The 19,374-nt window shown below is 66.8% G+C and carries 21 protein-coding genes; 10 read left to right on the top strand and 11 right to left on the bottom strand.

Annotation, left to right across the window (positions count from 1 at the left end; translation table 11 throughout):
• Positions 1 to 62 precede the first annotated feature (62 nt).
• Complete coding sequence (locus K3551_RS02195; protein WP_259917310.1) at positions 63 to 1,274, top strand: UbiH/UbiF/VisC/COQ6 family ubiquinone biosynthesis hydroxylase; 1,212 nt, start codon at positions 63 to 65, stop codon at positions 1,272 to 1,274.
• A 48-nt stretch (positions 1,275 to 1,322) separates the two neighbouring features.
• On the opposite strand, the gene K3551_RS02190 is transcribed toward K3551_RS02195, so the two are convergent.
• From K3551_RS02190 to K3551_RS02160, 7 genes are all read right to left on the bottom strand, one after another.
• Complete coding sequence (locus K3551_RS02190; RefSeq protein ID WP_259917308.1) at positions 1,323 to 1,502, bottom strand: Trm112 family protein; 180 nt, start codon at positions 1,500 to 1,502, stop codon at positions 1,323 to 1,325.
• A complete protein-coding gene (locus K3551_RS02185) occupies positions 1,499 to 2,143 on the bottom strand; it encodes an LON peptidase substrate-binding domain-containing protein (protein ID WP_259917306.1) in 645 nt (214 codons plus the stop codon). Before K3551_RS02185 ends, K3551_RS02190 begins: the two co-directional genes overlap by 4 nt.
• Positions 2,144 to 2,170: 27 nt before the next feature.
• The gene (locus tag K3551_RS02180) at positions 2,171 to 3,082 is read right to left on the bottom strand and encodes a tetratricopeptide repeat protein (protein WP_259917304.1); all 912 of its coding nucleotides are present in this window, start codon (positions 3,080 to 3,082) and stop codon (positions 2,171 to 2,173) included.
• Positions 3,083 to 3,146: 64 nt separating this feature from the next.
• Complete coding sequence (locus tag K3551_RS02175) at positions 3,147 to 3,935, bottom strand: exodeoxyribonuclease III (RefSeq protein WP_259917301.1); 789 nt, start codon at positions 3,933 to 3,935, stop codon at positions 3,147 to 3,149.
• A 98-nt stretch (positions 3,936 to 4,033) separates the two neighbouring features.
• Entirely contained in the window at positions 4,034 to 5,221 is a 1,188-nt protein-coding gene (locus tag K3551_RS02170) for an MFS transporter (RefSeq protein WP_259917300.1), read from the bottom strand.
• Entirely contained in the window at positions 5,218 to 5,709 is a 492-nt protein-coding gene (locus K3551_RS02165) for a GNAT family N-acetyltransferase (protein WP_259917299.1), read from the bottom strand. The genes K3551_RS02170 and K3551_RS02165 overlap by 4 nt, the downstream gene beginning before the upstream one ends.
• A complete protein-coding gene (locus K3551_RS02160) occupies positions 5,706 to 6,353 on the bottom strand; it encodes a DUF2461 domain-containing protein (RefSeq protein ID WP_259917298.1) in 648 nt (215 codons plus the stop codon). The genes K3551_RS02165 and K3551_RS02160 overlap by 4 nt, the downstream gene beginning before the upstream one ends.
• A gap of 105 nt (positions 6,354 to 6,458) precedes the next feature.
• Here K3551_RS02160 and K3551_RS02155 point away from each other — a divergent pair, with 105 nt between their 5' ends.
• The gene (locus tag K3551_RS02155; protein WP_259917296.1) at positions 6,459 to 7,706 is read left to right on the top strand and encodes an MFS transporter; all 1,248 of its coding nucleotides are present in this window, start codon (positions 6,459 to 6,461) and stop codon (positions 7,704 to 7,706) included.
• Between the two features lie 202 nt (positions 7,707 to 7,908).
• Here K3551_RS02155 and K3551_RS02150 read toward each other — a convergent pair whose 3' ends face one another.
• Positions 7,909 to 8,595, bottom strand: a complete 687-nt coding sequence (locus K3551_RS02150; protein ID WP_259917294.1) for a response regulator transcription factor — start codon at positions 8,593 to 8,595, stop codon at positions 7,909 to 7,911.
• A 170-nt stretch (positions 8,596 to 8,765) separates the two neighbouring features.
• On the opposite strand from K3551_RS02150, the gene ribA reads away from it, so the two are divergent.
• Complete coding sequence (ribA, locus tag K3551_RS02145) at positions 8,766 to 9,809, top strand: GTP cyclohydrolase II (protein WP_259917292.1); 1,044 nt, start codon at positions 8,766 to 8,768, stop codon at positions 9,807 to 9,809.
• Positions 9,806 to 10,345, top strand: coding sequence for a L,D-transpeptidase (locus tag K3551_RS02140; protein ID WP_259917290.1), 540 nt, complete (start codon positions 9,806 to 9,808; stop codon positions 10,343 to 10,345). The genes ribA and K3551_RS02140 overlap by 4 nt, the downstream gene beginning before the upstream one ends.
• An 8-nt stretch (positions 10,346 to 10,353) precedes the next feature.
• On the opposite strand, the gene K3551_RS02135 is transcribed toward K3551_RS02140, so the two are convergent.
• Complete coding sequence (locus K3551_RS02135; RefSeq protein WP_259917289.1) at positions 10,354 to 11,007, bottom strand: YggS family pyridoxal phosphate-dependent enzyme; 654 nt, start codon at positions 11,005 to 11,007, stop codon at positions 10,354 to 10,356.
• Between the two features lie 94 nt (positions 11,008 to 11,101).
• Positions 11,102 to 12,037: a porin gene (locus K3551_RS02130; protein ID WP_259917288.1), complete on the bottom strand. Its 936-nt coding sequence runs from the start codon at positions 12,035 to 12,037 to the stop codon at positions 11,102 to 11,104.
• Positions 12,038 to 12,293: 256 nt separating this feature from the next.
• Between K3551_RS02130 and K3551_RS02125 the strand changes: the two genes are divergently transcribed.
• From K3551_RS02125 to K3551_RS02100, 6 genes are all read left to right on the top strand, one after another.
• The gene (locus K3551_RS02125) at positions 12,294 to 12,809 is read left to right on the top strand and encodes a DUF3576 domain-containing protein (protein WP_259917286.1); all 516 of its coding nucleotides are present in this window, start codon (positions 12,294 to 12,296) and stop codon (positions 12,807 to 12,809) included.
• Positions 12,810 to 12,884: 75 nt separating this feature from the next.
• Complete coding sequence (gene leuS / locus K3551_RS02120) at positions 12,885 to 15,431, top strand: leucine--tRNA ligase (RefSeq protein WP_259917285.1); 2,547 nt, start codon at positions 12,885 to 12,887, stop codon at positions 15,429 to 15,431.
• 26 nt (positions 15,432 to 15,457) lie between these two features.
• The gene (gene lptE, locus K3551_RS02115; RefSeq protein ID WP_259917283.1) at positions 15,458 to 15,955 is read left to right on the top strand and encodes an LPS assembly lipoprotein LptE; all 498 of its coding nucleotides are present in this window, start codon (positions 15,458 to 15,460) and stop codon (positions 15,953 to 15,955) included.
• Positions 15,952 to 16,950, top strand: a complete 999-nt coding sequence (gene holA / locus K3551_RS02110) for a DNA polymerase III subunit delta (RefSeq protein ID WP_259917281.1) — start codon at positions 15,952 to 15,954, stop codon at positions 16,948 to 16,950. Before lptE ends, holA begins: the two co-directional genes overlap by 4 nt.
• A 37-nt stretch (positions 16,951 to 16,987) precedes the next feature.
• Positions 16,988 to 17,575: a glutathione S-transferase family protein gene (locus K3551_RS02105; RefSeq protein ID WP_259917279.1), complete on the top strand. Its 588-nt coding sequence runs from the start codon at positions 16,988 to 16,990 to the stop codon at positions 17,573 to 17,575.
• Entirely contained in the window at positions 17,568 to 18,209 is a 642-nt protein-coding gene (locus tag K3551_RS02100) for an aldolase (RefSeq protein ID WP_259917278.1), read from the top strand. Before K3551_RS02105 ends, K3551_RS02100 begins: the two co-directional genes overlap by 8 nt.
• Here the strand turns inward: K3551_RS02100 and K3551_RS02095 are convergent.
• Positions 18,206 to 19,366 carry a TIGR03862 family flavoprotein gene (locus K3551_RS02095; RefSeq protein WP_259917276.1) on the bottom strand — a complete coding sequence of 387 codons (1,161 nt, stop codon included), beginning with the start codon at positions 19,364 to 19,366 and terminating at the stop codon, positions 18,206 to 18,208. The genes K3551_RS02100 and K3551_RS02095 overlap by 4 nt on opposite strands.
• Between the last annotated feature and the right edge of the window lie 8 nt (positions 19,367 to 19,374).

Genomic DNA, 19,374 nt, shown 5'->3' with positions numbered 1-19,374 from the left:
GGGCCACGCTAAGGTGCGGCGCGGCATTGGACAATGGCGCGCGCGCCGCCCATATCCCCATCATGGATACCGATGTGATCATTGTCGGCGGTGGGCTGAACGGGCCGCTTGCCGCGCTTGCCCTGGCCCGGATCGGGCTGCGGTCCGTGGTTCTGGACGCGCGGCCCCGTGCCACCTTTGACGAGGCAGCGTTCGACGGGCGCAGCTATGCAGTGGCGCTGGGGTCGGTTCGGATGCTGCAGGCGCTGGACCTCTGGCCTGCGTTGCAGGGGACGGCCCAGCCGATCACCGGCATCCGCGCCAGCGATGGCCGCGCCGGAGAGGGCGCCTCCCCGTTGCACCTGGCCTTTGACGCCGCCGAGATCGGCGAGGCCTACATGGGCCAGATGATCGAGGACCGGCACCTGCGGCCCGCGCTTCTGGCGGCTTGCGATGTGTCGGACCGGGTCGACCTGCGGTTTGGCACGGCGGTGACGGGCCAGCAGGTGGCGGCGGGCGGTGTCACGGTGACGCTGGACGACGGCGGAGACGTGACCGGGGCGCTGTTGCTCGGCTGTGACGGACGGGCCAGCGGTGTGGCGCGGCGGGCAGGGATCGGGCGCAACGGCACCGACTATGGCCAGACCGCGCTGGTCTGCGCGGTGGAGCATGAGCAGCCGCATCACGGCATCGCGCATCAGTTCTTTATGCCGCCCGGGCCGCTGGCGATCCTGCCGCTGCAGGGCGATCGTTCCAGCATTGTCTGGACCGAGGACGCGGCGACAGCGGCCGAGGTGAATGGCCTGCCGGATGCGGCGTATCTCGACATTCTGCGCCCCCGTTTCGGGTCGTTTCTGGGCGACCTGCGTCTGGGCGGCGCGCGCTTTACCTATCCTCTGACGCTGACCCTTGCGCAAAGCTTCGCCGCCCCGCGCCTGGCGCTGGTGGGCGACGCGGCGCATGGGATTCACCCGATCGCGGGTCAGGGGCTGAACCTGGGGTTCAAGGACATCGCCGCCTTGTCCGACGTGCTGCGCGACGCGCGTCGGCGCGGCGAGGATATCGGGGCGATGCCCGTCCTGGCGCGGTATCAACGTTGGCGCCGGTTCGACACGACGGCGATGGGACTTGCGACGGATGCGGTGAACCGGTTGTTTTCGAACGACAACCCCATCCTGCGTCTTGGGCGGGACCTGGGGATGGGGGCGATTTCCGCCCTGCCGGCCGCGCGCCGCGCCTTCATGCGCGAAGCCGCGGGCCTGACGGGGGATTTGCCAAGTTTGATGGCCCCGTAACCATCCTGGCGGGGCCAGGTTGGTTCGTCGAACAGACCTGCGCCCGCATCAGGTCAGCTTGCGCGCCTCGTCGATCAGCATGATCGGAATGCCGCCCCGGATCGGATAGGCCAGCCCGGCCGATTTCGAGATCAGCTCCTGCGCCTCGGCATCGTAGGTCAGGGTGCCGCCGGTCTGCGGGCAGACCAGCGCCTCCAGCATGCGGCGATCGTGTTGGGGATCGGTCATTGCAACGTCTCGTCCGAATTGCCGCCTCGCAGGGCGAATTCCATCAAGGTCACCACGGTTTCCCGCCGGGTGCTGAGGCTTGGCGCCTCTAGCAGGGCCTGTTTTTCTTCGGTGTCGAAGGGACACAGCATCGACAGGGAATTGAGCAGCAGTTCCTCGTCGGCATCCTTCAGGCTGTCCCAGTCGGTCGACAGGTTCTGATCGTCGAAATACCGATCCAGCAGGTCCAGAAAGGCCGGACGGTCGAACTCGGTATCCACCTCGGGTTTGCCCAGATCACGGTCGAACCCCTCCCACGAGACGTCGGCCTTCAGGTAGGGTTCAAAGCCCGACAGCTCCCGCGTGATGCGGTAACGGGACACACCGGCCAGCGTGATCATGTACCGCCGGTCCTCGGTTTCCGACAGCTGCGTCAGCCGCCCGGCACAGCCGATGCTTTGCAGGGTACGCCCGTCGCCCGCCTTCTGCGCGCGGGGCTGGACCATGCCGATCAGGCGATGGTCGGTTTTCAGGCAGTCATCAATCATCTGCAGGTAGCGCGGCTCGAAGATGTGCAGCGGCAGACGCGCCCGAGGCAGCAGGAGCGCGCCGGGCAGGGGAAAGACCGGGATGGTCGGGGGCAGGTCTGCAGGTCTGATCATGACAGGGCACCTAGCCCGCGCAGGGCGTCAGGCAAAGATCATCGACGACAGTTTTCGCCGACCGGCGATGGCCAGCGGATCCTGCGGCCCAGCGGCGTCGAAAATCGTGAACAGCTGGGCGCGCGCGGCCCCGTCGTTCCAGTCGCGGTCGCGGCGGAAAAGCTCCAGCAACTGATCCACCGCACCCTGTGCGTCGTCATTCGCCAAAAGCGCGGCGGCCAGGTCAAAGCGGGCCTTGTGGTCGTTCGCATCGGTCTCGACCGCGGCGGTCAGGTCGGCAACCGGGCCCGCATCAGCGGCCTGTCGGGTCAGCGCCAGTTGGGCACGCGCGGCTTCCAGCTCGGCGGCAGAGGCGATCTTGTCCGGCGCGTTGTCCAGCAACTCTTGGGCCTGATCCAGGTCTTCAAGCGCGATATGCGCGCGGACCAGCCCGCCATAGGCGGCGGCGTTCTCCGGCTCCTCTTCGAGGATGGCGGCAAAGGTCTGGGCGGCGTCCACGGCGGCCCCTGCCTCCAGCATTTCCTCGGCAGCGGCGACGGCTTCGGCCAGGCCATCCGCCTCGGAGGTGTTGAGCGCGGCGACACGTTTGACGAAGTCCTGCACCTCGCCCTGGCTGACCGCGCCCTGAAAGCCATCGACCGGTTGGCCCTGCCAGAAGGCATAGACCGTCGGGATCGACTGGATGCGCAACTGCGCGGCGATCTGCTGGTTCTGGTCGACGTCGACCTTGGCCATGCGCACCTTGCCGCCCGCGGCGGTCACGGCGGCCTCCAACTGGGGGCCCAGCGTTTTGCAGGGGCCGCACCAGGGGGCCCAGAAATCGACGATCACGGGGGTGGTTTGGCTGACCTCGACGACCTCGGCCATGAAATCGGCCTCGGTCACGTCGCGGATCAGGTCGGCGGCAGGGGCGGCGGGGGTCTGTCCGAGTTCGATCATGACGGCATCCTTTCAGTTGCGGCGCTATATGCGCCCGCGCGGGGCGATTTCCAAGGGTGCGGTGCTAGAGGTCGAACGTCGCGAAAACGGGGGCGTGGTCCGATGGCTTTTCCCAGCCCCGCACATCGCGCAAGATCCGGCTGGAATGGGCGGCCTGTGCAATGTCGCCCGTGGCCCAGATGTGATCCAACCGGCGCCCCTTGTCGGCGGTGTCCCAATCGGGCGCGCGATAGGACCACCAGGAATAGAGGTTGCCCTGAGGGATATCGGCGCGGGTCACGTCCACCCAGCCGCCGGCGTCCTGGGTCTGGGCCAGATGCTCCACCTCGATGGGGGTATGGCTGACGACCTTCAGCAGCTTCTTGTGGTCCCAGACGTCGTCTTCGCGGGGCGCGATGTTCAGGTCCCCCACCAGGATTGCCTTTTCGGGCCGGTCCGCGTGGAACGTGTCGCGCATGGCGGTGAGGTAATCGAGCTTTTGCCCGAATTTTTCATTGATCGCCCGGTCGGGTTTGTCGCCGCCTGCGGGCACGTAATAGTTGTGGATCGTGACCCCATTGGCCAGCCGTCCGGCGATGTGGCGCGCATGGCCCAGATCGGCGTGATCGGCGGCCCCGGCTTCCTCGATCGGAAGCTTCGACAGGATGGCGACGCCGTTGTACCCCTTCTGCCCGCGGGCGACCATGTGGGGATAGCCCAGGGCGGTGAAGGCCTCGCGCGGGATCTTGTCGACCGGGCTCTTGCATTCCTGAAGGCACAGGACGTCGGGGGTTTCTTCCTCAAGCAGTCGCGCGACGAGCGTCTCGCGCAGGCGAACGGAATTGATGTTCCAGGTGGCGAGGGTGAAGGGCATCGGCGTTCCTTTCGGTCTGTCGCGCTTTTGGCAGGGGGCGGGGCTGGGGGCCAGCCCCCAGACCCCCGGAGTATTTTCGCCGAGAAGAAACAGGGCCCTCAGTCGAGGCGGAGGTGCCTGGCCGCGAGGATAAGGCCTAGTAGGCAGAGCGCCCCCCCGATGGCATAGGCCGACAGCAGTTGGCGCAGGTCGGAGTCGGGCATCAGGCCAATATCGCTCGTGCTGCTGGCGGCGAGCCAGAGAGTTGCCGCAAAGAGCACGCGTCCCGCCAGACTTTGCAGCGACAGATAGGTGGCCCGGCTGTCGTCGCTGAGCAGGGGCTGGATGCGCGCCGTGATGAAGGGCTTGGCGAGCGCATCGGGGACCATGCGCGCCAGCAGCAGCAGAACGGCCAGTGGCCCCGTGGCGATGGCCAGGGCCCCCGGCAGCGCCACCTGCATGGCCATGGCCCCGAGCAGCATGGCGATCAGGCCCACATGGGCACGCAGGCGCGGCGCGACCAGCGAAACAAGCAGTGAAAGCGCCATCATCGCCGCTGTGATCGCGCCGCTGATCAGGGGCGTCTCGCTGGCAAGCGGGCCACCCGCCAGTGCGCGTTCGATAAAGGGCTGGCCGAAGACGAAGGGGACGTGGCTCAGCCCGTACATCAGCATCGACAGGATAAAGAGCCAGATCAGGATCGGGCGGCGCAGGGCCGCGCCGAGGGTTGCCAACACGGCGGCGCGGTCGGGGGCTGTGCGGCGCGGTGGCTCCCGCAGGGCAATCGTGACGGCCAGCAAGGCCACCATCGCGACGGTGGTTGCGACGTAGGGCCAGGTGAGGTCCCAGCGGGCCATCGCGCCACCCGCCAGCGCCGAGATCGCGAGTCCGGCGAAGCCTGCGCGCCAGCCGATCATCTCCTGTCGCTCCACCTCGTCTTCGCGGTCCAGGTCCACCAGCGATTCGTAGAGCAGCGATGAATCGGTACCGGAGGCGAAGGCGGCATGCGCCCCCAACAGGATCTGCGCCAGCGCGAACCACCAGAAATCTCCGCCCAGCGCCTGCATCCCCGCCGTCGCCACGCCCGCCAGCGCCGAAAGGATCAGGGTCGGGCGGCGGCCCCAGCGGTCCGAAAGCCAACCTGAGGGCACCTCCAGCACGGTGGTCGAGATGTCGTAGAGCGCATAGATCAGGATCGCCTCGGCCGCCGACAGCTGGCCCTGAATGTAGAGAAACCAGACGGCTTGCCAGAACATCAGGGACCGAAAGAACCGAAACCAGGGCCAGAGGGCGATGTTGCGCGTCATGGGCGGGTCATCGCGACCGAGGGGAAGCTCAAGCCCGCGCCCATGGACACTGCGACCGGACCCCGCACGATGAACCCAAGGCTGCGGTAGAAGGGCACGGCCGTTCGGGTGGACAGGCAGTCGAGCCGGACCATCCCCTCCGATGCCGCCTCGGCCAGGACATGGGACATCAGGCGGCGGCCCAGACCGCGCCGGGCCTGCGTCGGGTCAACGGCCAGGTGACGGATGTGGCCGGTGCCCGGCGTGACGGCATCGCCACCCGGGGCCATGCGCGTCCAGCCTCCGGCGGCCAGCAGGTGAACACCGTCGTCTATGACGTGATACGTGCCCGTCGCCACCAGCGCGGGCTGCGCGCGCGTCATGGCGGGCAGGGCTTCGGCCAGAAGGTCGGCGGGGTAATCAGCGGCCAGCAGCACAGGATAGCATCGCCCCAAGAGGTCCGAGATCGCGTCCAGATCGCGGGCGGTGGCTGGGCGCAGAACGCTCACAGGCTGCGTGCCAGGAAATCGCGGACGGGCATCAACACCTGGAACCGGTCGATCAGGGCCGCGACCAGCCCGTCGCCCGCGCGCCATCCGTCGGCCAATGGCAGGCTCAGGGCGAGGGATCTGCGCCTGAGCAACTCTGCATGGGGATGATTGGCGGCGTAGGGCTTGGGCACGCGTTTCAACGGCGCGGCCCCGATGCTTGTCAGCGTGCCGCCGCTGTCGTCGATAAGCTGCTGCAATCTGTCGCCGTCGCGATCGACGAGCGCGCGAAAGCGGGTGATCCCGTCCTTGTCCAACCCCTGTGCTGCGCAGCCGACATGGGTGCGGTCCGGGTCGATCGCGAAATAGAACAGCGGCGCAGGTTCCACCGGCGACCAGAGCATGCCCAACCGCGTCTTGTAGGGTGTCTTGTCCCCGGAAAATCGGACGTCTCGGTAGATGCGGAACAGCTTGGGCGTATGGCCCAGCCCGGTCATCCGGCTCAGCTCCTCGGCCACGATTTCGGTCAGGAGGGTGGCGGGCCCTTCGATATCGGCTTTCCATTGGGCCTTGCGCGGCTCGAACCAGTCCTTGGAGTTGTTCCGCGCCAGCGCCCCGTAAAAGGCCTGCGCCCGGTCGAGCATCTCTGTGAAGCCGTTGCTCATGATCTACTCTCCGTTCCTGCGTCATCGAACCCTATTGGGGGCGACGATGACAAGCCCTTGCGGCCGCGCGTGCCAGGTGACAGCCTGTCTGCAGAGGTGCCGCCCATGTCCCTGACGCTGCTGCGCGAGAACCGGAATTATCGCTGGCTGGTGACCGCCTCGGGGATCTCGAACCTGGGCGACGGCGTTTCGGCGTTGGCGTTTCCCTGGCTCGCCTCTTTGGTGACGCGGGACCCGGTGTTGATTTCCCTGACGGCGGTGGCGACGCGGCTGCCCTGGTTGTTGTTCACCCTGCCCGCGGGCGTGATCACGGACCGTATCGACCGCCGCCGCCTGATGATCCGTGCCGACCTGTTCCGCGCGGTTCTGACGCTGGGCATCGTGGCGATGGTGCTGGCCGCCCCGCCACCGGTGGGCGAGCCGGGCTGGATGATCGCGGGGCTTTGTGCGGTGGCCTTCTTGTTGGGCGCGGCCGAGGTGCTGCGCGACAATGCGGCGCAGACTGTCCTGCCCGCTGTGGTGGCTCATGACGCCCTGGAGGCGGCGAACGGCCAGCTTTGGTCAATCGAGCGGATTGCAGGCCATTTCATCGGACCGCCGCTGGCCGGGGTGCTGATCGCGCTGGCTCTGCCCGTGCCCTTCGGGTTCGACGCGCTGACGTTCGCCGGGGCGGCGGGGCTTGTCTGGTTGATGGTGATCCCCGCGCGAACCGCCCCGGCGCGACGGGCCTTTGGCACCGAACTGGCCGAGGGGCTGCACTGGATCTGGCGGCACGCGATGATCTGGCGGTTGGCAATTCTGCTGGGGGTGTTGAACGCCTGCGCAATGGCGTCCCTGACCATGCTGGTGCTGTTTTCGCAGGAGGTGTTGGGCCTGGGCCCTGTCGGGCACGGTATCCTGCTGACGGCGGGCGCGGCCGGGGGCGTGTTGGGCGGACTGCTGGCCCCTTGGTTGACGGCGCGGGTCGGGGCCACGCGCAGCCTGTGGATGGCCATGGCGATCTTTGCCTTGGCCTACGGGGCGATCGGGCTGACCTCTGCGCCGCTGGTCGTGGGGATCGCGTTGTTCGCCGAGGCGATGGGCGGGATGCTGTGGAACGTGGTCACGGTCAGCTACCGGCAGCGCAGCATCCCCGACGCTTTGCTGGGACGGGTCAATTCGGTTTACCGGTTCTTTGGCTGGGGAATGATGCCGCTGGGGGCTTTGGCGGGCGGCGCGGCGGTCGCCTGGCTGGAACCGTCAATGGGGCGCGAGGCGGCGCTGCGGGCACCCTACCTTGGCGTGTCGGTGATCGTGTTGGGGGCAGGTCTGATCGGGGCTGCGATCCTGCGCCTGCCAGAGCGGCCGCGCTGACGCCCGCCGCGATGTAGGCCGGAAAAGATGCAGGCCGGAAAAAAGAGGCCGGACAAACGGTGTCCGGCCAAGTCCAACAGGGAGGTTGCATCCAGATCGTCCGCGGATGCAGCGGTGGTGAAAGCATAAGACAGCTTCGTCAGGGTTCCCTAACGTAAATCAGGCCGGATCCGGTATTTCGCCCCGGCCTGTGTCTCGCCCGTCACGCCATCAGACGATATCCGCCGCTTTCGGTGACCAGCAGACGCGCGTTCGAGGGATCGGGCTCGATCTTCTGGCGGAGGCGGTAGATATGGGTTTCCAGCGTGTGCGTTGTGACGCCCGCGTTGTAGCCCCAGACCTCATGCAGCAGCACATCGCGCGCCACCGTGCCATCATTGGCCCGGTATAGGAACTTGAGAATATTGGTTTCTTTCTCGGTCAGGCGGACTTTCTTGTCGTCTTCGGTGACCAGCATCTTCATCGCGGGCTTGAAGGTATACGGCCCCAGCTGGAACACGGCGTCCTCGGATTGCTCATGCTGGCGCAACTGGGCGCGGATGCGCGCCAGAAGGACCGGAAACTTGAACGGCTTGGAGATGTAGTCGTTGGCCCCGGCGTCCAGACCCAGGATCGTGTCGGCATCCGTGTCATGGCCGGTCAGCATCACAATGGGGCATTTCACGCCCGACTTGCGCATCAGGCGGCACAGCTCGCGGCCATCGGTGTCGGGCAGGCCCACGTCTAGCACCACCAAATCGTAGATCTGCTCCTTGGCACGCGCCATGCCGGTCGCGCCGCTGTCGGCCTCGAAGACGTCGAAATCCTCGGTCATCACCAATTGTTCGGCCAGGGCGTCGCGCAGGTCGTCGTCGTCGTCCACCAGCAGGATCTTCTTGAGGTTCGCCATCGTGTCACTCCAATCTCGTTGGCCCTTTGGTGACCTATGCGGCGGCGCAGGCCAAGCGGCTTGGTAGAATTCTCACGACGGGATCACGGCGACGTGTCACCCGCCGGGGAAATGTTACATAAGTGGGGCCGACGGGTCGCGGCACCCGCCCGAATGTTTCAGAGGTCCCCATGCTCTCGCCCACCCTGACCGAGCTTGTCGCCCGTGCGCGCGCCGATTTCCGCCTTGGCGTGCCGGTCGCGGTCGGCCCCCTGGTTCTGGCAGCGGCCGAAACCCTCACGGCAGAGAGGCTGAGCGCCCTGCGGGACTTGGGGCCGTTGGTGCAGGTGTTGACCGGTCGCCGCGCCGAGACGTTGAAGGCGCGCGCCTACGACGGGGATATTGCCCGCGTTTCGGTGCCGGCTGATGCCGATTTGGCCTGGATTCGCGGGCTGGCCGACCCGGCCCATGACCTGCGCGCGCCCATGAAGGGGCCCTTGGCGACCCTGCGCGGCGGGGACTGCGCGCCCTGGCGCAGCGGTGTGGCCCTGGCCAAGGCGGCGCAGATCCTGCCCTCGGTTGTCGGTGTCGCGGCCCCCCCGCCGCCGGGTCTGACCGTCCTGCCGTCCCATGTTACGCCTGAAACGGGCCTGCCCCGCGATGTCGCCGCCGCACGCCTGCCCATCGCCGCCGCCCGGGCCGGGCGGCTGCATGTCTTCCGCGAAGACGGCGGCGGGGAGGAGCATTATGCCTTCGAGATCGGTGCCCCTGATCGCGCGACACCCGTTCTGGTGCGGCTGCATTCGGCCTGTTTCACGGGCGATGTCCTCGGCTCGCTCAAATGCGACTGCGGCCCGCAGTTGCACGGGGCGCTGGCCGCGATGGGGTCCGAAGGGGCCGGGATCCTTCTCTATCTCAATCAGGAGGGGCGGGGCATCGGCCTGGCCAACAAGATGCGGGCCTATGACCTGCAGGATCAGGGGTTCGATACCGTGCAGGCCAATCACCGCTTGGGGTTCGAGGACGACGAGCGGGACTTCCGTCTGGGCGCATCCCTGCTGCGCCGTCTGGGCATCGCGCGAATCCGCCTGATGACGAACAACCCGCGCAAGATCGCAATGATGGAAGGACAGGGACTCACGGTCGTGGATCGCGTGCCGTTGCACGTGGGGCGCGGGCCGGAGAATGCCGCCTACCTGGACGTGAAACGTCAGAAATCGGGGCACCTGCGATGACCCCCGCCGACATGGTTCTGACCCCCACGGGCCTGCGGTTTCGGGGGCGACGGTTGCCTTGCACCATCGGTCGCGGGGGACTGACGCGCGACAAGCGCGAGGGGGACGGGGCGACGCCGACGGGTCTGCACCGGGTTATCGGCCTGCTCTATCGGCCCGACCGCGTGCCGCGCCCGCATCCTTGGGCGAAACCGATCGGTCCGCGCGACCTCTGGTGCGATGATCCGGCGCATCCTGCCTACAATCACCCGGTCCGCGCGCCCTTTGCCGCCTCGCACGAGGCGCTCCGGCGGGCCGACCCGCTTTATGATCTCGTGATTCTGACCGACTGGAACTGGCCGTGCGCGCAGCCCGGAAAGGGGTCGGCCATTTTCCTGCATCGCTGGCGCAGGCCCGGCCATCCGACCGAGGGCTGCGTCGCCTTTGCAGCGCCGGACCTGCGCTGGCTCGTGGCGCACCTGCGTCCGGGCCTGCGCCTGTGCGTCGGAGGAAGGCGGCCTGAAGCCCGCCCTACGGGTCCTGCGCGTCAGCCGTAGGGCGGGCTTCAGGCCGCCGTGCGCGCACCAAAGATCGCGGAACCGACGCGCACATGGGTCGCCCCGTGGGCGATTGCGGTTTCGAAATCCGCGCTCATGCCCATGGACAACCCGTCCAGCCCGTTGCGCGCGGCCAGGTCCGCCAGCAGGTCGAAATGGGGGGCGGGGTCGTCCTCGACGGGCGGAATACACATCAGGCCAGTCACGGACAGGTCCATCCCCCGCATCTCGGCCACCAGAGCATCCACGCCATCGGGCAGGACGCCCGCCTTCTGCGGCTCTGCGCCGGTGTTGACCTGCACGAACAGCCGTGGTGCGCGCCCCAGCTCCTGCGCGATATCGGCGATGCGGCGGGCCAGTTTCGGGCGGTCGATGGTGTGGATTACGTCAAACAGCTCGACCGCGGGGCGGACCTTGTTCGATTGCAGCGGTCCCAGCAGGTGCAGTTCGACCCCGTTGAAACGGTCCAGCCAGGCGGGCCACTTTCCCTGCGCCTCCTGCACGCGGTTCTCGCCGAAGATGCGGTGCCCGCTTTGCAGCACGGCCTCGACGCGGGCGTCGGGCTGCACCTTGCTGACGGCGATCAGCGACACATCACCCGGCGCACGGTTTGCGTCGGTGCAGGCGGCGTCGATGCGGGCGGTAATGTCGGACAGGGACATGGGCGACCTCCGGGGTGGTTTCCCGTCCGGTATGCCCAAACGAAAAGAGCGGGCACAAGGCCCGCTCTTGACGTAACGAATGATCCGGTTGGGATCAGAAGTTCATGCGAACGCCGAGCGACCAGCTGTCGGTGTCAACACCGGCGGTGTCGGACGAACCGTAGCCCAGCTGAACGCTGGCGCCGCCACCGAGGTCGTAACCAGCGGACAGGCCCAGGCCCTTGTCTTCGGTGCCGCCGTCACGGTCGAACACACCGTAGTTGGCGTGCAGCGAGATCGCACCGGTGGTGTAGCCGACGCCGACGCCGACGTGGTCGTAACCAGCACCACCAACACCGTCGTCAAACTCTTCGTAGACAACGCCAGCGGTCACAGCGCCGAAGTTGGCGTTGGCCGAAACGGCGATGGCTTCGATGTCGACGCCAGCGTCTTCGCCGGACTGGTAACCCAGGCCGAAGTTGATCGTGGTGCCACCGAAGTCGGCACCGTAACGGACACCAACACCGAGGATCGCGTCGTCTGCACCGGTGTCGTCGATTTCAGCCGACACGGCCACGCCGAAAGCACCGAAGGTGTTGTCGTAGCGCAGGATCTGGCCGTCGTGCTTGCCGTCCAGGCCGTTGACGCCGTTCCAGCCAGCGGTCTCGAAGTCGTCGTTGATGGCGCCAGCGTTGAAGCCAACTTCGGCGGTCGCCCAGTCCAGAGCGCCGTCGGTGTCACCCATGGTGATCGTGCCGAAGGAACCGGACAGGAAGATGGTCGCGCCGCCATCGTCGTCGTTGTTTGCCACAGCAGCGGCACCCGAGCCACCTTCGTCGAGGTCGACGGAGGCACCGAAGGTCAGGCCGTTGTCGGTCTCGCCGGACATCGTGAAGGTCACGTCGATGTCGGTGAAGAAGCGCGTGTCCATGCCGGCGGTATCGTTGTCGTAGATACCCATTTCGGCGTTACCGGACAGGGCCACGCCCTGAGCCGCAGCGGCGCCAGCGAAGGCAACCAGAGCGGTGGAGGCGAAGAGAATGGTTTTCATGGTTTTCCCTCGTGTTTCATGTCGTCCCCACCACGTGAATCGCGTTGGGCGTGGATGTCGTTTCCATCATCGGGCCCGGCCCTGCAAGAATGGCCCATGGCCGGACCCGGTTTTCGCCCTGTTACCGGTGCACTCTTGCCACAGTGGCGCCACGGGTTGCCCCAGTCGCGCCTCAGTGACACCGCGGGTGTTGCGGCAAAGCCTTGTGACGCCTTGGGCGCATAGGGTAGGCAGGGCCGAACGTCAGGTCGGACAGATGAGGGAACGCGTAATGCAGGCACAGGCCAGGGTTCGGGTGATCGCGGCGCTATCCATGGCGGCACTGGTTGCGGGATGCGGCGGCTTCGGGGGCAAGACCGCCGAGGAACGCGCGGCCGAACAAAGCAATCCCTATAAGGAAGCCGTCGAGGCGCGCCGATCGGACACCGCGTCGTCCTTTTTCGACCTCTTTGCCAACAACGACGATCCCAACACCACGTTGGAGGTCAATCGCTACCTCTGGGCGGCCTCGCTCGATGTGCTGTCGTTCATGCCGGTGCAGAACGCCGATCCTTTTTCCGGGGTGATCCAGTTTGGCTATGGCACGCCTCCGGGCGGGGGGCGTGCGTACCAGGCGACGGTCTTCGTCAAGGATCCGGCATTGGATGCACGATCGCTGAACGTGTCGTTGCGGACGCGGGGCGGCACCGCGTCGCGGGACACGCAGCGCGCGATCGAAGATGCGATCCTGACCCGCGCGCGGCAGCTGCGCATCCGTGACAGCCGTCTCTGACCAGGCCGTCGCGCTACACTCTATACTATAGCGCCGCAGAGCAGGCTCTGCGGCCCCAGCATATCCGGAAATGACATGAGCCGTTACGACGCCGCCCAGACCGAACCGAAATGGCAGCGCGCCTGGGATCAGGCCGACCTGTTCCACGCCGAGCGGTCGGACAAGCCCAAGTACTACGTGTTGGAGATGTTCCCCTATCCGTCGGGCCGCATCCACATCGGGCACGTGCGCAACTACACCATGGGCGATGTCATCGCGCGCTATAAGATGTCCTGCGGGTTCAGCGTCTTGCACCCGATGGGATGGGACGCGTTCGGAATGCCTGCGGAAAACGCCGCCATGGCTTCGGGCGGGCATCCGAAGGACTGGACCTACAACAACATCGACGTGATGCGTGGCCAGATGAAGCCGCTGGGCCTGTCGATCGACTGGTCCCGCGAATTCGCCACCTGCGACCCGGAATATTACGGTCAGCAGCAGGCGCTGTTCCTCGACATGCTGGACGCGGGCCTAGTCTATCGCAAACCTGCCATCGTCAACTGGGACCCGGTCGACATGACCGTCCTGGCCAACGAACAGGTGATCGACGGCAAGGGCTGGCGCTCGGGCGCAGAGGTGGAGCGGCGCGAGCTGACGCAATGGGCCTTTGCCATCTCATCCATGGCCGAAGATCTGCTCGATGGGCTGAAGGGTCTGGACGACTGGCCTGAAAAGGTCCGCCTGATGCAGGAAAACTGGATCGGCAAATCGCGCGGGTTGGAGATGACCTTTCCGCTGACCGCGTCGGCCCACGGCCACGACGGGATCGAGATCTACACGACGCGCCCCGACACCCTGCGCGGCGCGTCCTTCATCGCCATCGCGCCGGAACATCCGCTGGCCAAGGCGCTTGCGTCCGGGAACCCGGACCTGGCCGCCTTTGCCACGGACGTCCGCAAGGGCGGCACCACCGAAGAGGCGCTGGAAAAGGCCGAGAAGCGGGGCTTTGACACCGGGTTGACCGTGGACAACCCACTGGGCGGCACCCTGCCGGTCTGGGTCGCGAATTTCGTGCTGATGGACTACGGCACCGGCGCGATCTTCGGCTGCCCGGCCCATGACCAGCGCGATCTGGACTTCGCGCGGAAATACGGCCTCTCGGTGACGGCGACCTTCAAGCCGGTCGATGCGGAGAGCTTTGAGATCGGCGAAGATGCCTTCGTTCCGCCCAAAACCGAGACCGTGAGCTACCTGGACAACCCCGCCGGTGTCGGCACTGCGACCGGGTCCGAGGGGATCGAAGCCACGATCGACTGGGCCGAATCCCAGGGTATCGGCACGGGCAAGGTTCAGTACCGCCTGCGCGACTGGGGCCTGTCGCGGCAACGCTATTGGGGCTGCCCGATTCCGGTCGTGCATTGTGACGCCTGCGGCGTGGTCCCCGAGAAGAAGGAAAACCTGCCTGTCCGTCTGCCCGACGACGTCACCTTTGACGTGCCGGGCAATCCGCTGGACCGGCACCCGACCTGGCGCGACGTGCCTTGCCCCTCGTGCGGTGCCGCGGCCCGGCGCGAGACCGACACGATGGACACCTTCGTCGATTCGTCGTGGTATTTCGCCCGCTTCACCGCCCCCCGCGCCGAGACGCCCACCGACATCGACGATGCCGCCTATTGGATGAACGTCGACCAATACATCGGCGGGGTGGAACACGCGATCCTGCACCTGCTCTATTCCCGCTTCTTCGCGCGCGCGATGCAAAAGACGGGCCATCTGCCGGCAGGCACAGAAGAGCCGTTCGACGCCCTGTTCACGCAAGGCATGGTGACCCACGCCATCTATTCGACCAAGGATGCCAAGGGCCGGGACGTCTATCACCTGCCCGAAGATGTGGACCTGGAGACGAAGACGGTGCGCGCCACAGGCGAGCCGATCACGATCACGCCGCCGGTCAAGATGTCCAAGTCCAAGAAGAACGTCGTCGATCCGATGGACATCATCGCCAACTACGGGGCCGACACCGCCCGTTGGTTCGTCCTGTCCGACAGCCCGCCGGAACGGGACGTGGAGTGGACGGCATCGGGTGCCGAGGCGACGGCCAAGCATCTGGCGCGTGTGCACCGTCTGGCCAGCGACATCGAACGGGCCGACCGCCCCGCCAACGCAGCGGACGCCGACCTGCAAAAGGCCACCGCCCGCGCCATCCACGAGGTGACCGAGGGGATCGAGGGCTTTGCCTTCAACAAGTCGGTCGCGAAACTCTATGAGTTCACCAACACGCTGCACAAATCCGACGCGGGCGGTGATGCCCGCCGCGTCGCGATGAAGGTGCTGGCGCAACTGATGTCGCCGATGACGCCGCACCTCGCCGAAGAGATATGGCAGATGATGGGCGGCGAAGGCTTTGTCGTTTCCGCCCCCTGGCCCAAGGCCGATCCGGCCCTGCTGGTGGACGATACGGTCACCCTGCCGATCCAGATCAACGGCAAGAAAAAGTCCGAAATCACGGTCGCGAAGGACGCCGACAAGGCCTCGGTCGAGGCGCTTGTTCTGGCCGATGCCACCGTGCAGCGCCTGCTGGATGGCGCGGCACCCAGGAAACTGATCGTGGTGCCGGGGCGGATCGTGAACGTGGTCATCTGACAACCGGCTCGGACGGGGAGACAGCGATGCAACTGGCGATGCGCAAGACAACCCGACGACTTCTGCTGGCCGGGGCCTTGGCCACGGTTGCGGCGTGCGGCTTCACCCCGGTCTACGGGCCGGGGGGCGACGGTCTGATGCTCCGCTCCGCGGTGCGGGTGGCGGAGCCTTCGACGGATTTCGATTTCGCCTTCACCCGCCAGTTCGAAGCCCGGCTGGGCCGGCCCACGGCCGCCCGCTACGACCTGACCTATGTGATCGTGACCGAGGAAACCGGCCTGGCCATCGACGGGTCCAACAACATCACCCGCTTCGACCTGGAGGGGCGGATGACCTGGACGCTGACGGCCGAAGGCGGCGTGAACCCCGCCCTACGGGGTATCGAGACCGCTTTCACCGCCTATTCCGCCACCGGCTCCACCATTTCCACGCTGGAATCCGAACGCGACGCCGAAACCCGTCTGGCGGCGATCCTGGCAGACAAGGTCGTCACCCGCCTGCTGTCTGAGGCGGACGGATTGTGAACCTGCGTGGGGCTCAGGCCACCCGGTTCTTTGCCAAGCCCGATCCGGGCACCGCTGGGGTGCTCATCTACGGGGCCGACGCGATGCGCGTCGCCCTCAAGCGGCAGGATTTCATCGCCAATTACGCAGGCCCCGAGGCAGAGGCCGACATGCGCCTGACCCGCCTGACCGGAGCGGAGGTGAAATCCGATCCGACCGCCGTGATCGACGCGCTGAAGGCCGTCGGCTTCTTTCCCGGCCCGCGCGTCGTCTTCGTCGATGGCGTGACCGAGACCCAGGCCCCCCCGATTCTGGCCGCGCTGTCGGATTGGGCACCGGGCGACGCGGCGCTGGTTGTCACGGGCGGGGCGCTGAAAAAGACCTCGAGGCTGCGCAAGGCTTTCGAGGCGCATCCAAAGGCGGCGGCCGTCGGACTTTATGACGATCCGATGGGCCGCGACGAGATCGAGGCCGCCGTCGCGGCCGAGGGGCTGACCCTGTCGCCCGAGGCGGCGCGCGGAGTCGAAGCGCTGGCCGCGCAGCTGGACCCCGGAGATTTTCGTCAGACCCTGACCAAGTTGTCGCTGTACGCGAACGGGGAACAGGTGACGCCCGAGGCCGTCCGCCTGATGGCCCCCGCGACGATCGATGCCGATACCGACGAGGTCATCGCCGCCGCCGCCGACGGCAACGCCGCCGCCATCGGGCCGTTGATGCAACGGCTGGCCGGGCAAGGGGTCGCCGCCGTGACGCTGGTGATCTTTGCCACCCGGCATTTTCAGCAGCTGCACGCAGGGGCCGTCGCGGGCGGGGTCGGCAACCTGCGCCCTCCGGTTTTCGGCCCGCGCCGCGATGCGATGGAACGGCAGGTGCGCGCCTGGGGAGCGGCCAAGCTGGAGGGGGCGCTGGCGCTTCTGATGGATACCGACCTGACCTTGCGCTCCGCCTCGCGCGCGCCTCAGATGGCGGTGATGGAACGGGCGCTGATCCGGCTTGCCATGATGGTGCGCGGATAGGCCCAGAATGTGAACCCGACCCCGAGAGGTCCCGCAAATGTACAAACTCCACGGCAAGGTGAAATCCCGCGCGCTGCGCCCGCTCTGGCTGTTGGAGGAATTGGCGCTGCCGTTCGAATTCCACCAGGCCGCGCCGCGCAGCCCGGAGGCCCTGGCTGTCTCACCCCTGGGCAAGATCCCGGTATTGATCACGGACGACGGGCCGCTGTTCGATTCGGTCGCGATGATGACGATGCTGGCGGACCGGGAGGGGCGCTTTACCCATCCGGCGGGCAGCTACCTGCGCGGCAAGCAGGACGCCCTGACCAATACCATCAACGAGACATTCGATGCGGTCCTGTGGGACTATGCCAAGCACTCCTTCGTCCTGCCCGAGGCGCATCGGGTCCCGGCCGTCAAAGACTCGCTGCGCTGGCAATTTGACCAATACGCCCGCGTGATGGCGGACCTGTTGGGGGAAGGGCCCTGCCTGATGGGGGCTGATCCGGTGATCCCCGATTTCCTGCTGGCCCATTGCTGCGGCTGGGCCATGGGGCTGAAATTCGACCTGCCTGACGGGTTGCGATCCCATATGAACCGGATGCGGGCGCGTCCGGCGTTCCGCAGGGCCCTGGCCCATGACTGACACGGTGTTGCGCGAACAGATATGCATGCTGGCCAAGTCGATCTTTGATCGGGGGCTGACCCATGGATCGACGGGGAACATTTCGGCCCGCACCGAGGATGGGGGCCTGCTGGTCTCGCCTACGGGGACCAGTTTCGGGCGGCTCGATCCTGGGCGGCTGGCGCGGTTCGACGCACAGGGCAACCACGTCGGAGGGGACAAGCCGACAAAGGAAATGCCTTTGCATTCCGCCTTTTACGACACGCGCAGCGCGGGGGCGGTGGTGCATCTGCATTCTTGCCATTCGGTCGCGCTGTCGCTGTTGACGGAACCAGGCGATGACTTCCTGCCGCCGCTTACGCCTTACGGCGTGATGCAACTGGGCCGGGTGACCCTGTTGCCATATTTCATGCCGGGCGATCCGGCCATGGGGCAAGCAGTGCGGGGGCTGGCGGGCAAGCGGTCTGCGGTCATGCTGGCCAATCACGGGCCGGTTGTCGCAGGCAAGGACGTGGTCGCGGCCTGCAATGCCATCGAAGAGCTGGAGGCCACTGCGCAGCTGACGCTGATGACGCGGGGGATGTCGCCGCGCGGGTTGACGTCGGGCGAGGTCACGTCGCTCGTCACCAAGTTCGACGTGGAGTGGGACGACTAGCCGGCCGCGAACCGCGCCGCCGCCCGCCCCGCCCATTGACCGGTGGCAAGGCAGGCGGTGATCAGCCAGCCGCCGGTCGGGGCCTCCCAGTCCAGCATTTCACCGGCGACAAAAACTCCGGGCCTGTCGCGTAGCATGAGGTCCGCCGTCAGCGCGTCCCACCGCAGGCCGCCGGCGGTGGAGATCGCCTGGTCGATGTCGTTGGGGCCCCGCAGGGGGACCGGCAGGTGTTTGATCGCAGGCGCCAGATCATCGGGCAACGGGCGGGCGAATTCCTGAAGCAACGCGATCTGAACCGGGCTGAGGCGGAGCGTGCGGCGCAGGTGATTTGGCAGGCTCTGCTTGCCGCGCCCGGCCAGGCGGGCGGCGACCTCGGCCTGTGTCAGGTCCGGTTTCAGGTCCAGCGCCAGCGGCGCGCCCGCGCGCAACAGCGGCGTCAGGGGGTAGAGGCCGCCACCTTCAAGCCCTTGTTCAGAAACGGTAAATTCGCCACGATGGCACCGACCGTCGACTATCATCCCGGTGTTCTTGACCGGCGCGCCGAAGTGTTTGGCCATATGCGCGGACCAGGTCACCCGAAACCCGACGTTGGAGGGCTGGAACGGCGCGACGTGATCCGCCAGTTCGGGGAAGCCGGCCCAGGTTCCGTCCGACCCAAGTCGTCGCCAGGACGCCCCGCCAAGCGCCAGAATGGTCGCGTCCGCTGATACCTGATTGCCGTCGGCAAAGGTCAGATTGGTCCCGTCCCAACCGGTCCAGCGCGCCCGTCGCACCAATGTCACGCCCAACCCGTCCAAGCGCGCAAGCCAGGCGCGCAGCAGGGGCGAGGCCTTCATCGTTTCGGGAAACACCCGCCCGGTCGATCCGGTGAAGGCGGGCTGGCCCAGGTCCTCCATCCAGGTGCGGACCTCGGGGGGGCCGAAGGCGTCGATCATCGGCACCAGTGGCGCGCAGGCATAGGCCTTGGAGAAATCCGGCCCGTCGTGAGTCACATTCAGCCCCGATTTTCCCGCCATCAGCAGCTTGCGCGCAGGGCTGGGCATCTGGTCGTAGACCGTCACACGCGCGCCCGCCACGGCAGCCGCCTCTGCCGCCATCAACCCGGCGGGGCCTGCGCCGATGATGGCGACGGTTGTTTCGGGCTGCGGACGCTCCATCTTTCGGT

The organism is Jannaschia sp. M317 (genome assembly GCF_025141175.1).
Lineage (GTDB): Bacteria > Pseudomonadota > Alphaproteobacteria > Rhodobacterales > Rhodobacteraceae > Jannaschia.
Note: the sequence above shows the minus strand (reverse complement) of the source record. Positions and strands in the feature narration are given on the sequence as shown.

What these genes read in the sequence shown, in the direction of transcription:
- K3551_RS02195 (WP_259917310.1), top strand. Translation starts at nt 63, where the DNA reads ATGGATACCGATGTGATCATTGTCGGCGGTGGGCTGAACGGGCCGCTT.
- K3551_RS02190 (WP_259917308.1), bottom strand. Translation starts at nt 1,502, where the DNA reads ATGACCGATCCCCAACACGATCGCCGCATGCTGGAGGCGCTGGTCTGC.
- K3551_RS02185 (WP_259917306.1), bottom strand. Translation starts at nt 2,143, where the DNA reads ATGATCAGACCTGCAGACCTGCCCCCGACCATCCCGGTCTTTCCCCTG.
- K3551_RS02180 (WP_259917304.1), bottom strand. Translation starts at nt 3,082, where the DNA reads ATGATCGAACTCGGACAGACCCCCGCCGCCCCTGCCGCCGACCTGATC.
- K3551_RS02175 (WP_259917301.1), bottom strand. Translation starts at nt 3,935, where the DNA reads ATGCCCTTCACCCTCGCCACCTGGAACATCAATTCCGTTCGCCTGCGC.
- K3551_RS02170 (WP_259917300.1), bottom strand. Translation starts at nt 5,221, where the DNA reads ATGACGCGCAACATCGCCCTCTGGCCCTGGTTTCGGTTCTTTCGGTCC.
- K3551_RS02160 (WP_259917298.1), bottom strand. Translation starts at nt 6,353, where the DNA reads ATGAGCAACGGCTTCACAGAGATGCTCGACCGGGCGCAGGCCTTTTAC.
- K3551_RS02155 (WP_259917296.1), top strand. Translation starts at nt 6,459, where the DNA reads ATGTCCCTGACGCTGCTGCGCGAGAACCGGAATTATCGCTGGCTGGTG.
- K3551_RS02150 (WP_259917294.1), bottom strand. Translation starts at nt 8,595, where the DNA reads ATGGCGAACCTCAAGAAGATCCTGCTGGTGGACGACGACGACGACCTG.
- ribA (WP_259917292.1), top strand. Translation starts at nt 8,766, where the DNA reads ATGCTCTCGCCCACCCTGACCGAGCTTGTCGCCCGTGCGCGCGCCGAT.
- K3551_RS02140 (WP_259917290.1), top strand. Translation starts at nt 9,806, where the DNA reads ATGACCCCCGCCGACATGGTTCTGACCCCCACGGGCCTGCGGTTTCGG.
- K3551_RS02135 (WP_259917289.1), bottom strand. Translation starts at nt 11,007, where the DNA reads ATGTCCCTGTCCGACATTACCGCCCGCATCGACGCCGCCTGCACCGAC.
- K3551_RS02130 (WP_259917288.1), bottom strand. Translation starts at nt 12,037, where the DNA reads ATGAAAACCATTCTCTTCGCCTCCACCGCTCTGGTTGCCTTCGCTGGC.
- K3551_RS02125 (WP_259917286.1), top strand. Translation starts at nt 12,294, where the DNA reads ATGAGGGAACGCGTAATGCAGGCACAGGCCAGGGTTCGGGTGATCGCG.
- leuS (WP_259917285.1), top strand. Translation starts at nt 12,885, where the DNA reads ATGAGCCGTTACGACGCCGCCCAGACCGAACCGAAATGGCAGCGCGCC.
- lptE (WP_259917283.1), top strand. Translation starts at nt 15,458, where the DNA reads ATGCAACTGGCGATGCGCAAGACAACCCGACGACTTCTGCTGGCCGGG.
- K3551_RS02105 (WP_259917279.1), top strand. Translation starts at nt 16,988, where the DNA reads ATGTACAAACTCCACGGCAAGGTGAAATCCCGCGCGCTGCGCCCGCTC.
- K3551_RS02100 (WP_259917278.1), top strand. Translation starts at nt 17,568, where the DNA reads ATGACTGACACGGTGTTGCGCGAACAGATATGCATGCTGGCCAAGTCG.
- K3551_RS02095 (WP_259917276.1), bottom strand. Translation starts at nt 19,366, where the DNA reads ATGGAGCGTCCGCAGCCCGAAACAACCGTCGCCATCATCGGCGCAGGC.